A 15,819-nucleotide genomic window follows, 5' to 3' on the forward strand; every position below is an offset into this window, starting at 1 on the left:
CCGGACTAGCCACCGGTGGCAGGGGCTCCCCCACCGCTCCCGCCGTCCTCTGCGAGCGCCGCGAGCCAGTCCCCGGGCCACGGGGAGGGCCGCCCCTCCACCCCGTCGAGATGGACGGTGACGTAGCGACCGTGGGCCGCGCGGACCGGCGGTGCGCCGTCACCACCCCGCCACACCTCGAAGTCGAAGGTCATCGACGTGCGCCCGATCCGCGTCACTCGCACCGTCGCGACGAGCTCGTCACCGAAGCGCAGCGGCGTCTCGAAGCTCACCTCGTAGCGCACCCGTGGCGCTGCCGGGAAGTAGCCGGGGAGGCCGAGCCGACGCATCAGCTCGGCCTCGGCCGCCTCGACGTAACGGGCCACCGCCGTATTGTGGTAGATCCCGGCCGCGTCGGTGTCGACCCACTCCACCCGGCCGCGGTAGGTCCCCGTCGGCCTGCTCACTCCGCCAGCGCATCCCGTCGGGGCGTCCAGCGGACGTGGACCGTGCCGCCGGCCCCCTCGCGCAGGAGCGAGAGCCGCGGCGGGATCTTGTCGGTGCGCGACGTCGGCGGCTTCCGCCGCCCCGCTCGCCACTGGTCGGGCCACGTGACGCCGGGGCCCTGGTAGTCCTGCTCAGCGGCCGCATGCAGCGTCCACTGCGGGTCGTAGAGGTGGGCCCGACCGAGCGCGCACAGGTCCGCCCGGCCGGCGAGCAGGATCGAGTTGACGTCGTCGTACGACGAGATGGCACCGACCGCGATCACGGTGACTCCGGCGGCCGCGGCGACCTCGTGCCGGATGCGGTCCGCGAACGGCGTCTGGTAGGAGCGGCCGAAGGCCGGCTGCTCGTCCTTGGTGACCTGGCCCGACGAGACGTCGATCGCCGCCGCCCCGTGCTCGACGAACGCGCGGGCGATCTCGACGGCGTCGTCGTCGGTGTTGCCGTCCGGCGCCCAGTCGTGCGCGGAGATCCGGACGGTCACCGGGATCGACTCGGGCACGACGGCGCGGACCGCGTCGAAGACCTCGAGGGGGAACCGGAGCCGCCCTGCCAGCGAGCCGCCGTAGTCGTCGGTGCGGCGGTTCGCGATCGGAGAGAGGAACGACGAGAGCAGGTAGCCGTGCGCCGCGTGCACCTCGACGAGGTCGAAGCCGGCCTCGACCGCCCGACGCGCCGCGGAGGCGAAGTCGGCGACGACCGCGTCCATGTCCTCGCGGGTCGCCTCGCGCGGGACGTGGCAGCCCTCGCCGTAGGCGATCGGCGAAGGGCCGACGACCTCCCAGTTGCCGTCCTCCAGCGGCTCGTCGATGCCCTCCCACATGAGCTTGGTCGAACCCTTCCGGCCGGAGTGTCCGAGCTGGATGCCGATCTTCGCCGCCGAGCGCTCGTGCACGAACCCCGTGACGCGCGCCCATGCGTCGCGCTGCTCGTCGCTCCACAGACCGGGGCAGCCGGGGGTGATCCGCCCCTCGGGCGACACGCAGGCCATCTCGGTCATGACGAGGCCGGCACCGCCGAGCGCCTTGCTGCCCAGGTGCACGAGGTGGAAGTCGCCGGGCACGCCGTCGACGGCCGAGTACATGTCCATCGAGGAGAGCACGACCCGGTTGGCCAGCGGCAGCGGACCGATCCTCGCCGGCTGGAACATCGCGGGTCCGGGCGTCCCGTCGCCGTGGCGGCGGGCGAAGTCGCTCTCCACGACGTCGGCGAAGCCGGGGTCGCGCTCGCCGAGGTTGTCGAAGGTGATCCGGCGCGAGCGGGTCAGGAGGTTGAAGACGAACTCTGTGGGGTCCTGGTCGGCGTACATCCCGATGTTCTCGAACCACTCCAGGGACGCCTGCGCCGCCCGCTGGGTCGACTCGACCACCGGCTTGCGCTCGGCCTGGTAGGCCTCGAGCGCGTCCTCCACGCTCGGGTGCTCGTGCAGGCACGCCGCGAGGGCGAGCGCGTCCTCCATGGCGAGCTTGGTGCCCGAGCCGATGGAGAAGTGCGCGGTGTGCGCGGCGTCGCCGAGCAGCACGACGTTCTCGTGGTGCCAGCGCTCGTTGCGGACGGTGTGGAAGTTGAGCCACTTGGAGTTGTTGGTGAGGATCTCGTGACCACCGAGCTCGCCGGCGAAGATCTCCTTGATCCGCCCGACGGCGTACTCGTCGGAGACACCCGGCGCGAACGCCTCGTGCTCGGTCGCGTCGAAGCCGGCACGACGCCACACGTCCTCGTGCATCTCGACGATGAACGTCGAGCCCTGGTCCGAGTAGGGATAGCCGTGGATCTGCATCGTGCCCCACTCCGTCTGCTTGACGAAGAACTGGAACGCCTCGAAGACCAGGTCGGTGCCGAGCCAGATGTACTTGTTCCTGCGGCGGTCCAGGGACGGGCCGAAGACGTCGGCGTACTTGGTCCGGATCGAGGAGTTCAGGCCGTCGGCGGCGAGCACGAGGTCGTGACCGGCACGCAGCTCGTCGACGTCCGGCGCCCCGGTCCGGTAGTTGACCGTGACGCCGAGCTCGGCGACCCGCTCCTGCAGGATCTGGAGCAGCTCCTTGCGGCTCATCGCCGCGAAGCCCTGCCCGCCGATCGTGTACGACGTGCCGCGGACGTCGACGTCGATGTCCGTCCAGCGCGCGAACCGGTGCTCCATGCGGTCGTGCACGACCTGGTCCGCGCCCTCGATGCTGCCCAGCGTCTCGTCGGAGAACACGACGCCGAACCCGAAGGTGTCGTCGGGCGCGTTGCGCTCCCAGATCGTGATGTCGTGGCCGGCGTCGAGGGTCTTCATCAGGGCCGCGAAGTACAGCCCGCCCGGGCCCCCTCCGGCGATGGCGATCTTCATGCTCGGGCCTCCGGCTCGACGATCTCGCGCAGCTTGAAGTGCTGCAGCTTTCCACTGGTGTTGCGCGGCAGTGCAGGCACGAAGCGCACCTCTCGCGGGTACTTGTAGGGGGCGAGCACGCCCTTGACGTGGTCCTTGAGCTCCTGGGCCTTCGCAGCGTCACCCGAGACACCGTCGCGCAGCACGACGAACGCGCACACGATCGCGCCCCGGTCGGGATCGGGCTTGCCGATGACGGCCGACTCGACGACGTCCGGGTGGGTGTCGAGCGCCGCCTCGACCTCCGGGCCGCCGATGTTGTAGCCGGAGGACACGATCATGTTGTCGATGCGCGAGCGGTACCAGAAGTAGCCCTCGTCGTCCTGCACGAAGACGTCGCCCGTGACGTTCCAGCCGTCGACGACGTAGCTCAGCTGACGGGTGTCGTCGAGGTAGCGACAGCCCACGGGGCCGATCACCGCCAGCCTGCCTTCCACGCCGCGCGCGGCCTCGCGGCCGTCGGCGTCGAGGATGGTGGCGCGGTAACCGGGCACCGGCTTGCCGACCGACCCGGCCCGGATGTCGTCACCGGCCGCCGAGATGAAGATGTGCAGCATCTCGGTGCCACCGATGCCGTTCACGACCTTGAGTCCGAGCTCGCGGTGCAGCTGTTCCCAGGTCCCCTGCGGCATGTGCTCTCCCGCGCTGACCGCGACGCGGAGCCCCTTCAGCCGCCCCAGGTTCCCCGACTTCAGGATCTGCTTGTACGCCGTCGGCGCGGTGGCCAGCACCGTCACGCCGTGCTCGGCCACGAGGTCGGCCATCTGGACGGGCGTGGCCGCTTCGACCAGCAGCGCGCAGGCGCCGGCGCGCAGCGCGAAGACGACGAGCATGCCGAGGCCGAAGGTGAACGCGAGCGGCGCTGTGCACGCGACCAGGTCGTCGGGCTCCAGACGGAGCGTCATCCGTCCGAAGGTGTTGTCGATCGAGAGGACGTCGCGGTGGAAGTGGGTGGTGATCTTGGGGACGCCGGTCGTGCCCGACGTCGGCCCGAAGAGCGCCACGTCGTCGGCGGCGCTGTCGACCGCCTCGAACTCCCGCGGCTTGGCGACGATCCGCTGCACCAGGTCGTCGGGGCCGTCGCCGCCATGGGCGACGACCGTGAGGTCGGGCGCTCCCGACTCCTGGACGGCGCGTACGTCGTCGAGGAGGCGGTGGTCGACGAGCGCGATGGTGGGGCGTGTCTTGGCCACGATCGGCGCGAGCTCGGTGGCGCGCAGCGCGGCCATCGTCGTCACCACGATGCCGCCGGCCTTGAGCACGCCGAGCCACGCGGCGACCGTCCACGGGTTGTTGGGCGAACGCAGCAGGACGCGGTTGCCGCTGACCAGCCCGAGGTCGTCGACCAGGAAGTGGGCGATCTGGTTGGCCCGGTCGCGCAGGTCCCCGTACGTCCACACGGCACCGTCCGGCGTGCGCAGCGCGGGGCGGTCGACGCCATGGCGCAGGATCGACTCGTCGAGCAGCTCGATGGCCGCGTTGAGCCGTTCGGGGTACTGCAGCAGCGGGGTCGTGAACTCCAGGGTCGGCCACTGGGCGGCCGGCGGAAGGTGGTCGCGGGCGAACGTGTCGCGGTAGCCGGTCGGGCTGAGCGCGGTCATGACGCCACCTCGGGGGTCCGGAGCATGCCCTCCTGCACCACGGTGGCCACGAGGACGCCCGTGGTCGTGAAGAACCGGCCGACGGCCGTGCCCCTGCCGTCCGCGACCGAGATCGCGTCCTGGGCGTAGAGCAGCCAGTCGTCCATGCGGACGCGGCGATGGAACCACATCGCGTGGTCGAGGCTGGCCGTGACCAGGCCCTCGTCGGCCCAGGCGAGACCGAGCACGCGCAGCGCGGGCTCGAGGATCGTGTAGTCGCAGACGTACGCCAGCGCGGCGAGGTCACGCTGCTCACTCGTCAGCCCGTCGACGTCGGCGAGCGCATCGAACGGACGCACCCAGACACACTGCCGCGGCGACGCCTCGCCGTCGACGGTCAGGTAGACCGGACCGGGGACGTGGCGCATGTCGAAGCTGCGACCCGTCGACCAGTAGGCCTTCGACGCCTCGGTCATGGTGCCGCCGGTCCGAGGAGCCAGGTAGTCGGCCGCGCTCGGCAGGGAGTCCGGGCCGGGCACACCGGCGGGCATGTCCGCCTGGAAGCTCCCGCCCGGCTCGCCGCCCGCGAAGCTCGCGAGGCACACGTAGACCGCCTTGCCGTTCTGGAACGCGCGCACCTGACGGGTGCTGTAGCCCCGTCCGTCGCGGAGCACCTCGACCTCGTAGCGGACCTGCGCGCCGATGTCGACGGGTCGCATGAAGTAGGAGTGCATCGAGTGCAGGTGCTTGCCGTCGGTCACCGTGCGGATCGCGGCGACGGTGGCCTGGGCGACCATGTCGCCGCCGTACGCCTTCGGCCACGGGCACGGCTGCGTGGCCGCCGTGAAGGCGACGTCGAAGACCTCGGCCTCGGCGGGCTCGAGGGCGATGGCGTCGCTGAAGGTCCGGGAGGTGGTCACGGGCGCTCCGCCCAGTCCCGCAGGGCGTCGTCGCCGACCTGCGGCAGGTTGACGACGATGTTCTCCGGCGTGCGCGTCGTCATCCAGGTCAGCGGGTTGTTGCGGTCGAGGTTGCACTCGACGTGCGGCATGAAGGGCGGCACGAAGACCCAGTCGCCCTCCGACATGTCGAGGTAGTCCTCGAAGCGCTCACCGAAGTAGATCCGTGCCCGACCGGACAGCACGTAGCCACCCGTCTCAGCCTCGCCGTGGTGGTGCGGCACCGAGCGGTAGCCCGCGAGGTTGTGCACCTTCCCGAACCAGATCCGGGTCGCCGGGGTGTGCTGGATGCTGACACCCGAGACCCGGGTGGCCCCCTCGCTCTGTCCGGTGAGGTCGGGCTCGGCGCCCGCGCGGGTGACGACCGGCACCACCCGGCCGGTCGGGTCGGCGTAGATCGAGTTGTCCCCGATCAGCTCGTACTTGCTCAGATCAGGCTCCATGGCAGGGCTCCATCAGAAACGCTCTCCTCGGGTGTGTCGGTCGGGTCAGGCCGTCAGGCGGACGGTGTTGCGCAGGGTGCCGATGCCGTCGATCGCGGTCTCGAGGACGTCGCCGTCGGCGAGGAACCGCTGCGGCTCCCGGGCGACGCCCACGCCACCGGGGGTGCCGGTCAGGACGAGGTCACCGGGTCGCAGCGTCGCGAAGGTGGAGACGTACGCGAGCAGGTCGGCGGCGTCGAACACCAGGGTCGAGGTGTTGCCGCGCTGCACCTGCTCGCCGTTGATCCGGCACACGACGTCGACACCGGCGACGGGATCTATCTCGTCGGGCGTCACGACCACAGGGCCGACGGGGGTCGACGCGTCCCAGGCCTTGCCCTGCAGCCACTGCAGGGTGCGGTACTGCCAGTCGCGGGCTGAGACGTCGTTCGCGACCGTGTAGCCGGCGATCGCGGCCCGGGCCTGGTCGCGGTCGGCCCGTCGCAGGGTCGCTCCGACCACGACGGCGAGCTCAGCCTCCCAGTCCCACTGCGCGTCGGAGGGGAGCACGAGCTCGTCGCGGGGGCCGGTCAGCGTGTCGGCGAACTTGGCGAAGAGCGTCGGGTGGGTGGGGAGCTCACGACCCGTCTCACGGATGTGGTCGCCGTAGTTGAGACCGCAGCACACGACCTTGCCGGGCCGCGGCAGCGGCGAGACGGGTACGGCGCCGGTCAGCTCCGCTCCCGTCGCGGACGCGATCCGGCCTGCGTCCCAGCGACCGTCCCCGTCGGCAGCGGCGAGCAGGCTCGACAGGTCCGTCGCCGGCAGGGCACGCCAACGGTCCCCGTCCAGGACCGCCGCCGTCGTACCCGTCGGCGTGATCACCGTCGCCAAGCGCATGCCCATCCCCGTTCTGCATCAGTCAGTATTTCATTCTGCACACGATCGTTGTCCGATTGTCAATACATTGTTAGTGTGCGGATCATGAGTCGCAGCCTCGCGCCGATCCCGGTGAACCCCTCGTCCCTCCCTGCCCCGAGCGGCTACTCGCACGGCACGCTGAGCGGGAACACGCTCTACCTGGGCGGCCAGACGGCGCTCGACCGGGACATGCGGATCGTGCCCGGCGGCATCGTGGAGCAGTTCCGGCAGGCGTTCGGCAACGTCCTGACCACGCTGCGCGCGGCCGGCGGCGTGCCCGAGGACCTCGTCAGCATCACCATCTTCCTCACCGACATCCCCGACTACCAGGCCCACGGCAAGGAGATCGGGCAGGCCTGGCGCGAGCTCGCCGGTCCCGTGTACCCGGCGATGGCCGGCATCGGCACGACGGGTCTGTGGCAGCCCGAGGCCCTGATCGAGATCACGGGTGTGGCCGTCATCCCCGACGAGCGACTCGTGCCGTCGGCCGGCTGAGCGCTCCTCTCCCCTGAACACTCAGTCCCTGCGCGGGGTGCAGGCGGAGCCGCTGACCCCGTCGGCGCGCGACGTCAGCAGCGAGAAGGCTCGGGCGAAGGCGCGGAAGCCCTCGGCGCCGTCGAACTGGCTGACGGGCCTGCGCCCGGCCGACCAGATCCCCCACGAGCCCCGGGCGCGTCGCGAGCTTCGCGAGCGTCGACCTCATGATGCCGCTGACGCTGGGAGTGCGGATCGTCCGGCCCGGGAACCGGATGTGAAGCGGCGGCGACCTGCCGACGAAAGGCTCCTCCCCCGGCGTCCCGGGGATGCCCGCGGAACGTCGAGAAGGCCCCTGCACACGCGGCGGGTCACCGGCCCCGCATCAGCACGAGTCGGTTCGGGCACCGCGTACCAGATCCCAGGCTCCGTCCGGGGGAGGAGCGTTGATGCCGCGTCACCACGCTGAAGGCGACCCCTGGGTCGTCCTCCAGCTGCTGCAGGCGCCGGGATCGGCGCGTGTCGCCCGCTCATCGCTCCGCTCGGAGCTGACCGCGGCCGGGCTGGCTCACGACCTCGTTGCGGACGCCCAGCTGATCATGGGAGAGCTCGTGGCCAACGCGGTCGAGCACGGCCGCGCCGACCGGGAGGGGATGATCGAGGTGGCGTGGCTGCTCACCACGGACCGGCTCCTGGTGCGCGTCCGCGACAGCGGGTCCGGAGCGCGGCTGGCCCCCGGGTCGCTGGACATCGGCCACGCCGGGCCGGAGGACCGCGGTCGTGGACTCGCGCTGGTCGACCGGCTCAGCGACGCCTGGTCCGCCGACACCCATCGGGCCGGCACGCAGGTCACGGCGACCCTGATGCGCGGCGACCGCTGAGGCCTCCGGATCGGCGGGCAGCGCGCCCGCTCCTCGTCGAGGCAACCCCCGGTCCACGCCTGGGCTACCGTGAGTCCGTGGCCCTCGCTCAACGTCTCAACGTGGCCGCGCGAGGGCCGGCCGACGCCAGAACCATCGTGTTCGTGCACGGCTTCGGATGCGGTCAGGACATGTGGCGCCACGTCGCGCCCGAGTTCGAGCGCGACCACCGGGTCGTCCTCTTCGACCTTCCCGGCTCCGGCGAGGCCGACGCATCAACGTACGACACGATCCGGCACGGGCGCCTCGAGGGCTACCGCGACGACATCATCGCGTTGCTCGACGAGCTCGACCTGCATGCGGTCGTCCTCGTCGGCCACTCCGTCTCGGCGATGATCGCCGTGCTCGTGCAGATCGCGCGCCCGGACCTGGTGGAGCGCCTGGTGCTCGTCACGCCCTCCGCCCGCTACCTGAACGACGTCGACTACGTCGGCGGCTTCGGTGAGGCCGACATCGACGAGCTGCTCGACCTCATGAGCCGCAACCACCTCGGCTGGCAGGACCCTCTCGCCGCCCTGGTCGCCGGCTCGGACTCCTCGGCGGTGAAGGACGAGCTCGAACGGGTCTTCTGCCGGACCCGCCCGGAGATCGCGGCCGAGTTCGCCGCCGTCACGTTCCGCGGGGACAATCGCGCCGACCTCCCCCACGTCTCCGCGCCCACCCTGGTCCTGCAGTCCCGTGAGGACTCAGTCGCTCCGCTGACCGCCGGCCTGTACGTCAAGGAGGCAGTGCCGGACTGCGCGTTCGAGATCCTCGAGACCCGGGGGCACTGCCCGCAGCTCAGCGTCCCGCACGAGACCGCCGCCGCGATCCGGCGCTACCTCGACGTCTCCGTCAACAGTCGGACGGCATGACGGCAGACGACGACGGCGCCGGCTCCGCCGGGCGCGAGCCGCACGAGGACTGCCTCGCGCTCTTCGAGGACGCGCCGTGCGGCTACGTCCTCACCGACCCGACCGGCATGATCACGGCCGCGAACGCCGAGTTCCATCGGATGGTCGGACTCGCGCGGGGGGAGCTGGTCGGCCGGCGGACGCTCGCATCTCTGCTGCCGGTCGGGGCGCGGATCTACCTCGAGACGCACCTGCTGCCGGTCCTCGAGCACGACGACGCCGTACGCGAGGTGTCGCTCGACCTGCTCCGCCCGGACGGCGTCCGGGTCCCCGTGCTCCTCAACGCCACCACCACGGCCAACGCCGAAGGCGTCCGAGACCTGTCCCTGCGGGCGGTCTTCATCGAGACGAGCGACCGGCACCGCTACGAGCGAGACCTGCTCACCGCCACCCAAGCGGCCGAGGAGGCACGCCGCGAGGCGGCCCGGCTGGCCCAGACGCTGCAGAGGACGCTCATCCCGCCGGCCCCGCCGGAGATCGAGCACCTGAGCATCGCCGCCACCTACCGGCCCGCGGGCGACGGCAGCACGGTCGGTGGCGACTTCTACGACATCTTCCAGCTCGGCCCGGCCAGCTGGGTGATCGCGCTGGGCGACGTGAGCGGGAAGGGCGTGGAGGCCGCAGCCGTCACCTCGTTCGTGCGCTACACGCTCCGCGCCCTCGCCATCGAGCATCCCGACCCCGCCGAGACCCTGCGCCTCCTGGACCGCGCGCTGCACGCCCACGAGACCGCCCACTACTGCACGCTCGTGCTGGCTCACCTCGGCCGCACGGCGGACCGGTGGACGATACGCCTCAGCCTCGCCGGCCACCCGCCGGCGCTCATCCGGCAGCCCGACGGCACGGTGCGCGAGCTCGGGATCTACGGGAGCCCGATCGGGCTGCTCGACGGGCCGGAGTTCCACACGGTCAGCCACGAGCTCGGCGACGAGACGATCACGCTCTACACCGACGGCGTCACCGAGGCACGGCATCGCCGCCTGCTCTACGGCGAGCGCCGCCTCGGCGATCTCATCGCGTCCCTGCCGCACGACCCTGTCGAGATCACGGAGGGCATCGCCAACGCCGTCCTCGACTACCAGGGCGGCGACGCCAGCGACGACATCGCGATCGTCACCCTGCGGGCCACACGCTGAGCGCTGAGCGGCGAGCCCCTCAGCGAGGCGGCCGGTAGAGCTCCGCGACGACGTCGTCGATGCCGGCTCCGCCCTGCTCGACCGGCTCCATGTAGAGGCGGGCCGACGCGATCCTGCCGTCACGCACGGTGGCGACGATGACCCCCCGCATCGCGAAGGCGGACCCGTCGACGTGGTGTCCGCTCCAGTCGACCTCCCCCCACTCGACCTCCCCGTCGATGCACGAGGCGACAAGCTCGCCCCGGAAGTCCGGGACGCCCGCGAAGACCGCGGTCCAGTTCTCGAGCACTTGGGCACTGCCGACGAAGGCACGGCCGGGGTGGGCCGGCTGGTCGCTGCGGTAGTCGTCGGCGAAGAGCGCCGCAAAGCCCTCAGCGTCGTGGGAGTTCTGCGCCGCCGTCAGGCGCTCGAGGATGCCGCCCATGGGTCGAACGTAGAACGCTTCTGCGGTCGCCGCCAGTAGGTGGGCCGCGTCGGCCCTAGCGGCTGACCCGACCGACGAGCGCCAGGAACTCGGCCCGCGACGCCGGGCTCTCCTTGATCACGCCTCGCAGCGACGACGTCGTCGTGCTGGACCCCGGCGCTCGAGCGCCTCGCAGCGTCATGCAGGTGTGCTCGGCCTCGATGACCACGCCCACGCCCCGGGGTCGCAGGTGCTCGTCGAGGTGCGACGCGATCTGGGTGGTCAGACGCTCCTGGGTCTGGGGCCGGCTCGCGAAGTGCGCGACGACGCGGGCCAGCTTGGACAGCCCCACGATCCGCTCGGCCGGTAGGTAGGCGACGTGCGCCCGGCCGACGAACGGCAGGAGGTGGTGCTCGCACACGGACTGCATCGGGATGTCGCGCACGAGCACCATCTCGTCGTACTCCTGGGCGTTCTCGAACGTCGTCATGTCGAACTCGTCCGGGGTGAGCAGCTCGGCGTACGCGGCTGCAAGCCGGCGCGGCGTCAGCGCCAGGTCCGGCGTCGCCGGATCGTCAGGGTCGATGCCGAGCGCCCGCATCATCGCGCCGGCGGCCTCCGCGGCCGCATCGAGGTCACGGACTGTCCCGGGTGGGTGCACGCGCGTCCGACCGGTGATCGACGAGACGGAGGCACTCATGGTCGGGCCTTCTTTCAGAGAGACGACGTTCTCCGATAGAACACCTCCGACAGTCTTACGTCAAGATGTCTCTCTTTTAGAAGTGGGTGACGGCGCCCGCCCGGCCGTCGCCAGCCGCGCCGTCGCCACGACGTCGGCGCTGGCGAGTGTGAGTGCCACTGCGGCACTGAGCCTCGCGACACGGGCGTGTCCCGGATCGACGGCCGCGAGGAGCACCATGGACGCCGCGTGCGTCGTCTCGACGGCGGCGTCGGCCCATCCCGCGCGGAGGCGAGCAGTCCGGCCCCGCCTCGCCACGACTCCCCCGAGGAGCCCCTGCAGCAACCAGCGACCGCCCAGCAGCCTGGTCGCGACCACGGTGACCTCGCTCGGCGTGCCGTCGAGGGCCAGAGCGGGCGCGCGTGGTCTGAGCAGCAGTGCCGCCCCGAGAGCCATGCGCGCGGCGTCGGCCACCCTCATCCGCGGGTCACCCCGCCGTCTCCTCTAACCACGGGTGATCAGCACTGCGATCCTCTGCCGCACGAGGGCGGAGGTGCGGACGGCCGCCGCGACGGGTGAACCGGCGTTGCTGGTGCGCTCCCGGCCGCGCGGGCGACGTCCGGGACGTCGGGCGACGCCGCTGAGGGGCGCGTGATCATGGGTGCTGAACGGAGAACCCGCCGTCATGACATCTCCTGCGTGAAAGGTGCCGCGACGCCACTTCTCGACGTCTCCGCGACGAGCCTCGATCGGGCGCGTCGCACTTCAGCCGGTAACCGGGTGGAGCCCGAGACATGCGGCTATGGCGTCGAAGGCGTGGCTGATGCCGTGGCAGGGTCGGGGTCGCCACCTGACGTCGCCGGGACTCCGTCCGTCGCCGCCGCCGTCGCCCCACCCGTCGGGTCAGGCGCCGGCGAGCTGGTCGGGCCCGGCTGGCCGGCGTCCGAGGTGCCCGGTGACGCGGGCATGTCGCTCGAGCCGTCGGAGGGGTTGCCGGACGGGTCCGGCACGCCGCTCGCCGACGGTTCGGCACTGCTCGGGGGTGACGCCGACGCCGACGCCGACGGCGTGAGCGTCGGTGTCGGTGTCGTGCCCGGCTGCACCGGTGGTGCGTCGCCCAGGATCGCGACGATGTCCGCCTTGAATCCGTCGAGCCGGGCTGAGATCTCCGACAGCGAGTAGGACGTGATCGTGCTGCCGAAGGCGAGCAGCTGGCTCCAGACCTGACCCAGCGCCAGCAGCTGCTCCTGCCCCGGCGCCTTCGACACCGAGAGCACGAGCTGGCTGGCGATCGCGGCGGTGATGCAGCGGTAGCACTGGTAGTTCGCGGCCACCGCCAGGTTCTGGGGCACCACCACCTGGGCGTTGTTCATGATGAGGACGACCTGGAAGGCGACGGCGACCGTGACGCAGTTGGAGCACGAGGCATAGGCGTCGGCCTCGTTGACGTTGCGCACCTCGTTGGCGGTCGCCCAGACGAGCGCGAAGGCGACGTCGTACGTCGTGCTGTTGTCGGCGGTGTTGACCGCCGCGGCCTGGTTGTCGCCAGCGGCGGGTGGCAACGGCTGGTTGAACGGGAACACCCAGGGGTCCGCCAGGTCCCCCTGAGCCGGCGCCTTGCCCGTGCCGCCGGCCGGGACGAGGACGAGCGCGAGGTCGGGGTGCGACCTGGTCGGGAGCGCCTGGCCGGCCTGGAAGGTTGCGGGCATGGGCGTTCCGGCGGCGAGCCGCGTACGGGCCGCCGTGCCGGTCGGGCGCACCGCCGGTCCGGTGACGTCGACCGCGCTTCGCGCAGCCTGAGCACCGGGGAGGACGGCGGTGAGCAGACCCTTCTCCCCCGGCGTGATCGGCCGGTAGCTGCCGGGCCGCGGCGCCCATGCGAACGCCAGTCCGGTCACGAGCACCGAGACCAGCCCGACGGCCGCCGCGCGCCGACGGATGGATCCGCGGCTCCAGCTCGTCAGGCCGCGCGACCAGCGCAGGCCCAGCCGTCCGAGGATCAGCAGACCGCCGAGCACGGGCAGCACGACCGCCAGCACCTGGAGGGCGTTAGCGACGACCTCGAGGGGTCCCGCGGTGTGCCAGGCGTCCCCGACGGCCGCCGTGCGCTCCTGCAACGAGGCCCAGGCCGTCCCGAGCACTCGGGGCAGCGACGTCACCATGGCGAGGAGCATGAATGCCATCATCGGAACCGTGATCAGGACCCAGGCGGTGATCACGGCGCGGGCCCACGGCTTCAGGACGCGGTTGTGGTCGTCCGACCACCGGTGCGGCAACAGCCCGAGCAGTGTCGGACGGATCCGGTGGTAGAGGTCGGGGACGCCGGTCAGGTCGGCCAGCAGGTGGTAGCCGTCGAAGCGCAGCATCGGCATGAGCTGCTGCACCATCTGCAGCGTCTGGGTCGCGACCAGGAGCAGGACGGCGTCCCAGCGGGTGGCGTACCACCAGCCGAAGGTGAGCACCACGACGATCGCGTTGAAGTAGAGGCCGCCGAGGTCGGTCCGGACGCGGCCGCGTCGTCCCAGCCGGTAGCTGTCGGTGACGTCGGTGTAGAACGCCGGCCAGACGAGGTAGATGCCGGCCCCGATCACGCCCGGGTCGGCTCCGCCGTACCGCGCGGCCGCCGCGTGCCCGAACTCGTGGAAGCCGCCCGAGAGCACTGTCACCACGAACACGAGGAGCAGCAGCTCGGGCCGGTGGAAGGCGTCGTACGCCGCGGGCGCGAGGCCCTGCTGGAAGAAGACCCACCAGGTGATGGCCAGGAACGCGGCCATGACGACCGCCATCACGGCCGGCCGGAAGAGGATCCGGAACGGGTCGGTCAGCCGACGCGTGGTGGCCGGGTCCGTCGCGGCGTACTTGAGCTTGAGCGCGAGCAGAGGGTTCGCCCTCTTGAGCGCCGGCTCCGAGCCGTCCGCCAGCTTGAGCAGACCGAGGGGCCGCAGGTGCTCCTGGACCAGGGTCGCGACCATGTCGGCCGTGATCTCCCTGCGCATGCCGTCACGCACGACGTCGGCGATCTCGGCGCAGGTACGACGTCCGTCGGCCGAGTCCAGCACCGCATAGAGCAGGGGCGTGACCTGCAGGGTCTGCCCGTCGCCGCGGCGCACGAGCGCCGGTGGGGTCCGGTAGCCGGACCCCACCATCTCGCCGAGGAGCTGGAGGTCGTCGGCGCGCGCAGGCGCGTCGGCGACGATCGTGGTCACTGCGACGCGGTCTCCGGGCTCGGTGCGGCCTGAGCGTCACCGCTCGCCGGAGCGTCCGGCGTGGCCGGTGCGTCCGAGGCCGGGGCCGGCTCGACCGCAGGCGGAGCGTCAGCGCCCGTCGGCGCGGAGCCCTGGTCGATGGCCGACGTCTGGTCCGACGTGGCATCGGCCGTCCCGGTGATGGACTGGTTGATGATGGCGTCCTGCTGCGCGACCGCCGTCGCGTTCGAGTGGTCGGAGAGGATGTTCGCCGAGACCGCCCCGTCGATCGGTGCCGCCACGTTGGCGTTGGCCGCGACCGCACCGTTGATGGGGGCGGCGAGGTCGGCGTTCAGGTCCACGTTGACATCGACGTTGAGGAGGTTGCCCTTCAACAGGTCGCCGGTGTCGACGTTGTTCCCGACGTCGTTCAACACCTGACCGACCGTCCCGACGACCTGGCCCGTGGCGTCCAGCACCTGCCCGGTGAGCGGGTCGAGCGCCCCGACGACATTGCCGGCCGAGTCGACGACGTTGCCCGTGTCGCCGTCGAGGGTGCCGACGACGTTGCCGGCGGCGTCCAGGACGGACGTGCCGTCCACGAGGTTCGTGACCGAGCCGATGATGGCGCCGCTCGGGTCCACCACCAGGCCGGTGGCGTGGTTGAGCGTGCCGACGACGTGGCCGGCGGAGTCGAGGACCGATCCGGTCGAGTCGTCGAGCGTTCCGATGATGTGACCGGTCGAGTCGACAACGACTGCTCCGTCGACCGGCGCGACTCCGGCGAGGTCGGTGGCGTCCGGGGCCCCTGAGGCGCCGTCGGTCGTCGTCGCGGCCGGGTGGTCGACGCCCGCGGTGTCGGCGGGTGCCACGTGTGCCCCACCCGCGGCGGTGTCCGTCTGGTCGATCGAGTTGTCCTGGAGTCCGTGGGCGATGGCATCGGCGTCCACCGTCTGGTTGATCGCGACGCCCTGGTCGGCCAGGGCCTGCGAGGTGGAGTCGTCCGACAGGAGGTTCGCGCTGACCGCGGCGTCGATCGGCGCCACGATGTTCGCGTTGAGGGCCACAGCCAGGTCGATCGGTGCGGCGCCGTCGATCGCCAGGTTCACGTCGGCGGCGAGATCGAGGATGGAGACGACCTCCTTGTCGGGAAGGGCGGTCACCCCCTCGGCCGCGAGCTCCTCGGGCGTGAACGGTACGAGCTCATCGCTGCTCATCGGATCTCCTTCTCGGGCGCCGGGTCCATGTCGGATGCTGCCCGCCGGACCACCGCCTCGCTGCGTGGCGTGGCACCCCTCGGTCATCGGAACCCCAGGCCTGTCCGCCCGAGGTGACTACCCCGTCGCTCGTACCCGATGGCGTGGGACACATTCCTCGTCGGCCGCGGCCG

The 15,819-nt window shown here is 71.6% G+C and carries 15 protein-coding genes; 4 read left to right on the forward strand and 11 right to left on the reverse strand.

Annotated features, from left to right (window positions below):
• Nucleotides 1-5: 5 nt before the first annotated feature.
• Genes ABD205_RS19560 through ABD205_RS19585 form a run of 6 tightly spaced genes read right to left on the reverse strand, consistent with a single transcriptional unit; the run spans nt 6 to nt 6,718 of the window.
• On the reverse strand, nt 6-446 hold the full coding sequence (locus tag ABD205_RS19560; protein WP_344047787.1) for an acyl-CoA thioesterase: 441 nt from the start codon (nt 444-446) through the stop codon (nt 6-8).
• Nucleotides 443-2,818, reverse strand: coding sequence for a bifunctional salicylyl-CoA 5-hydroxylase/oxidoreductase (locus ABD205_RS19565; protein ID WP_344047788.1), 2,376 nt, complete (start codon nt 2,816-2,818; stop codon nt 443-445). Before ABD205_RS19565 ends, ABD205_RS19560 begins: the two co-directional genes overlap by 4 nt.
• Nucleotides 2,815-4,458, reverse strand: a complete 1,644-nt coding sequence (locus tag ABD205_RS19570) for an AMP-binding protein (protein WP_344047790.1) — start codon at nt 4,456-4,458, stop codon at nt 2,815-2,817. Before ABD205_RS19570 ends, ABD205_RS19565 begins: the two co-directional genes overlap by 4 nt.
• Entirely contained in the window at nt 4,455-5,357 is a 903-nt protein-coding gene (locus tag ABD205_RS19575) for an acyl-CoA thioesterase (RefSeq protein WP_344047791.1), read from the reverse strand. The genes ABD205_RS19570 and ABD205_RS19575 overlap by 4 nt, the downstream gene beginning before the upstream one ends.
• Nucleotides 5,354-5,839, reverse strand: coding sequence for a cupin domain-containing protein (locus tag ABD205_RS19580; RefSeq protein ID WP_344047792.1), 486 nt, complete (start codon nt 5,837-5,839; stop codon nt 5,354-5,356). The genes ABD205_RS19575 and ABD205_RS19580 overlap by 4 nt, the downstream gene beginning before the upstream one ends.
• A 45-nt stretch (nt 5,840-5,884) precedes the next feature.
• The gene (locus ABD205_RS19585; protein WP_344047794.1) at nt 5,885-6,718 is read right to left on the reverse strand and encodes a fumarylacetoacetate hydrolase family protein; all 834 of its coding nucleotides are present in this window, start codon (nt 6,716-6,718) and stop codon (nt 5,885-5,887) included.
• 84 nt (nt 6,719-6,802) lie between these two features.
• On the opposite strand from ABD205_RS19585, the gene ABD205_RS19590 reads away from it, so the two are divergent.
• From ABD205_RS19590 to ABD205_RS19605, 4 genes are all read left to right on the forward strand, one after another.
• A complete protein-coding gene (locus ABD205_RS19590) occupies nt 6,803-7,234 on the forward strand; it encodes a RidA family protein (protein ID WP_344047796.1) in 432 nt (143 codons plus the stop codon).
• 428 nt (nt 7,235-7,662) lie between these two features.
• On the forward strand, nt 7,663-8,094 hold the full coding sequence (locus ABD205_RS19595; protein WP_344047798.1) for an ATP-binding protein: 432 nt from the start codon (nt 7,663-7,665) through the stop codon (nt 8,092-8,094).
• A gap of 77 nt (nt 8,095-8,171) precedes the next feature.
• Nucleotides 8,172-8,987 (forward strand): alpha/beta fold hydrolase, encoded by an 816-nt coding sequence (locus tag ABD205_RS19600; protein WP_344047800.1) that lies wholly within the window; start codon nt 8,172-8,174, stop codon nt 8,985-8,987.
• Nucleotides 8,984-10,162, forward strand: coding sequence for a PP2C family protein-serine/threonine phosphatase (locus ABD205_RS19605; RefSeq protein WP_344047802.1), 1,179 nt, complete (start codon nt 8,984-8,986; stop codon nt 10,160-10,162). Before ABD205_RS19600 ends, ABD205_RS19605 begins: the two co-directional genes overlap by 4 nt.
• A 19-nt stretch (nt 10,163-10,181) precedes the next feature.
• On the opposite strand, the gene ABD205_RS19610 is transcribed toward ABD205_RS19605, so the two are convergent.
• The 5 genes from ABD205_RS19610 to ABD205_RS19630 form a co-directional block, all read right to left on the reverse strand.
• Nucleotides 10,182-10,586 (reverse strand): nuclear transport factor 2 family protein, encoded by a 405-nt coding sequence (locus tag ABD205_RS19610; protein ID WP_344047804.1) that lies wholly within the window; start codon nt 10,584-10,586, stop codon nt 10,182-10,184.
• A 55-nt stretch (nt 10,587-10,641) separates the two neighbouring features.
• Nucleotides 10,642-11,265, reverse strand: coding sequence for a GTP cyclohydrolase I FolE (gene folE, locus ABD205_RS19615; RefSeq protein ID WP_344047806.1), 624 nt, complete (start codon nt 11,263-11,265; stop codon nt 10,642-10,644).
• 60 nt (nt 11,266-11,325) lie between these two features.
• A complete protein-coding gene (locus tag ABD205_RS19620) occupies nt 11,326-11,724 on the reverse strand; it encodes a hypothetical protein (protein ID WP_344047807.1) in 399 nt (132 codons plus the stop codon).
• Nucleotides 11,725-12,044: 320 nt separating this feature from the next.
• A complete protein-coding gene (locus ABD205_RS19625) occupies nt 12,045-14,450 on the reverse strand; it encodes a hypothetical protein (protein ID WP_344047809.1) in 2,406 nt (801 codons plus the stop codon).
• A complete protein-coding gene (locus tag ABD205_RS19630; protein WP_344047811.1) occupies nt 14,447-15,646 on the reverse strand; it encodes an autotransporter outer membrane beta-barrel domain-containing protein in 1,200 nt (399 codons plus the stop codon). The genes ABD205_RS19625 and ABD205_RS19630 overlap by 4 nt, the downstream gene beginning before the upstream one ends.
• Nucleotides 15,647-15,819 lie beyond the last annotated feature (173 nt).

Source organism: Nocardioides panacihumi, from assembly GCF_039530925.1.
In the GTDB taxonomy this organism is placed as follows: Bacteria; Actinomycetota; Actinomycetes; order Propionibacteriales; family Nocardioidaceae; genus Nocardioides; species Nocardioides panacihumi.

What these genes read in the sequence shown, in the direction of transcription:
- ABD205_RS19565 (WP_344047788.1), bottom strand. Translation starts at nt 2,818, where the DNA reads ATGAAGATCGCCATCGCCGGAGGGGGCCCGGGCGGGCTGTACTTCGCG.
- ABD205_RS19570 (WP_344047790.1), bottom strand. Translation starts at nt 4,458, where the DNA reads ATGACCGCGCTCAGCCCGACCGGCTACCGCGACACGTTCGCCCGCGAC.
- ABD205_RS19580 (WP_344047792.1), bottom strand. Translation starts at nt 5,839, where the DNA reads ATGGAGCCTGATCTGAGCAAGTACGAGCTGATCGGGGACAACTCGATC.
- ABD205_RS19585 (WP_344047794.1), bottom strand. Translation starts at nt 6,718, where the DNA reads ATGCGCTTGGCGACGGTGATCACGCCGACGGGTACGACGGCGGCGGTC.
- ABD205_RS19590 (WP_344047796.1), top strand. Translation starts at nt 6,803, where the DNA reads ATGAGTCGCAGCCTCGCGCCGATCCCGGTGAACCCCTCGTCCCTCCCT.
- ABD205_RS19595 (WP_344047798.1), top strand. Translation starts at nt 7,663, where the DNA reads ATGCCGCGTCACCACGCTGAAGGCGACCCCTGGGTCGTCCTCCAGCTG.
- ABD205_RS19605 (WP_344047802.1), top strand. Translation starts at nt 8,984, where the DNA reads ATGACGGCAGACGACGACGGCGCCGGCTCCGCCGGGCGCGAGCCGCAC.
- ABD205_RS19610 (WP_344047804.1), bottom strand. Translation starts at nt 10,586, where the DNA reads ATGGGCGGCATCCTCGAGCGCCTGACGGCGGCGCAGAACTCCCACGAC.
- folE (WP_344047806.1), bottom strand. Translation starts at nt 11,265, where the DNA reads ATGAGTGCCTCCGTCTCGTCGATCACCGGTCGGACGCGCGTGCACCCA.
- ABD205_RS19620 (WP_344047807.1), bottom strand. Translation starts at nt 11,724, where the DNA reads ATGAGGGTGGCCGACGCCGCGCGCATGGCTCTCGGGGCGGCACTGCTG.
- ABD205_RS19630 (WP_344047811.1), bottom strand. Translation starts at nt 15,646, where the DNA reads ATGAGCAGCGATGAGCTCGTACCGTTCACGCCCGAGGAGCTCGCGGCC.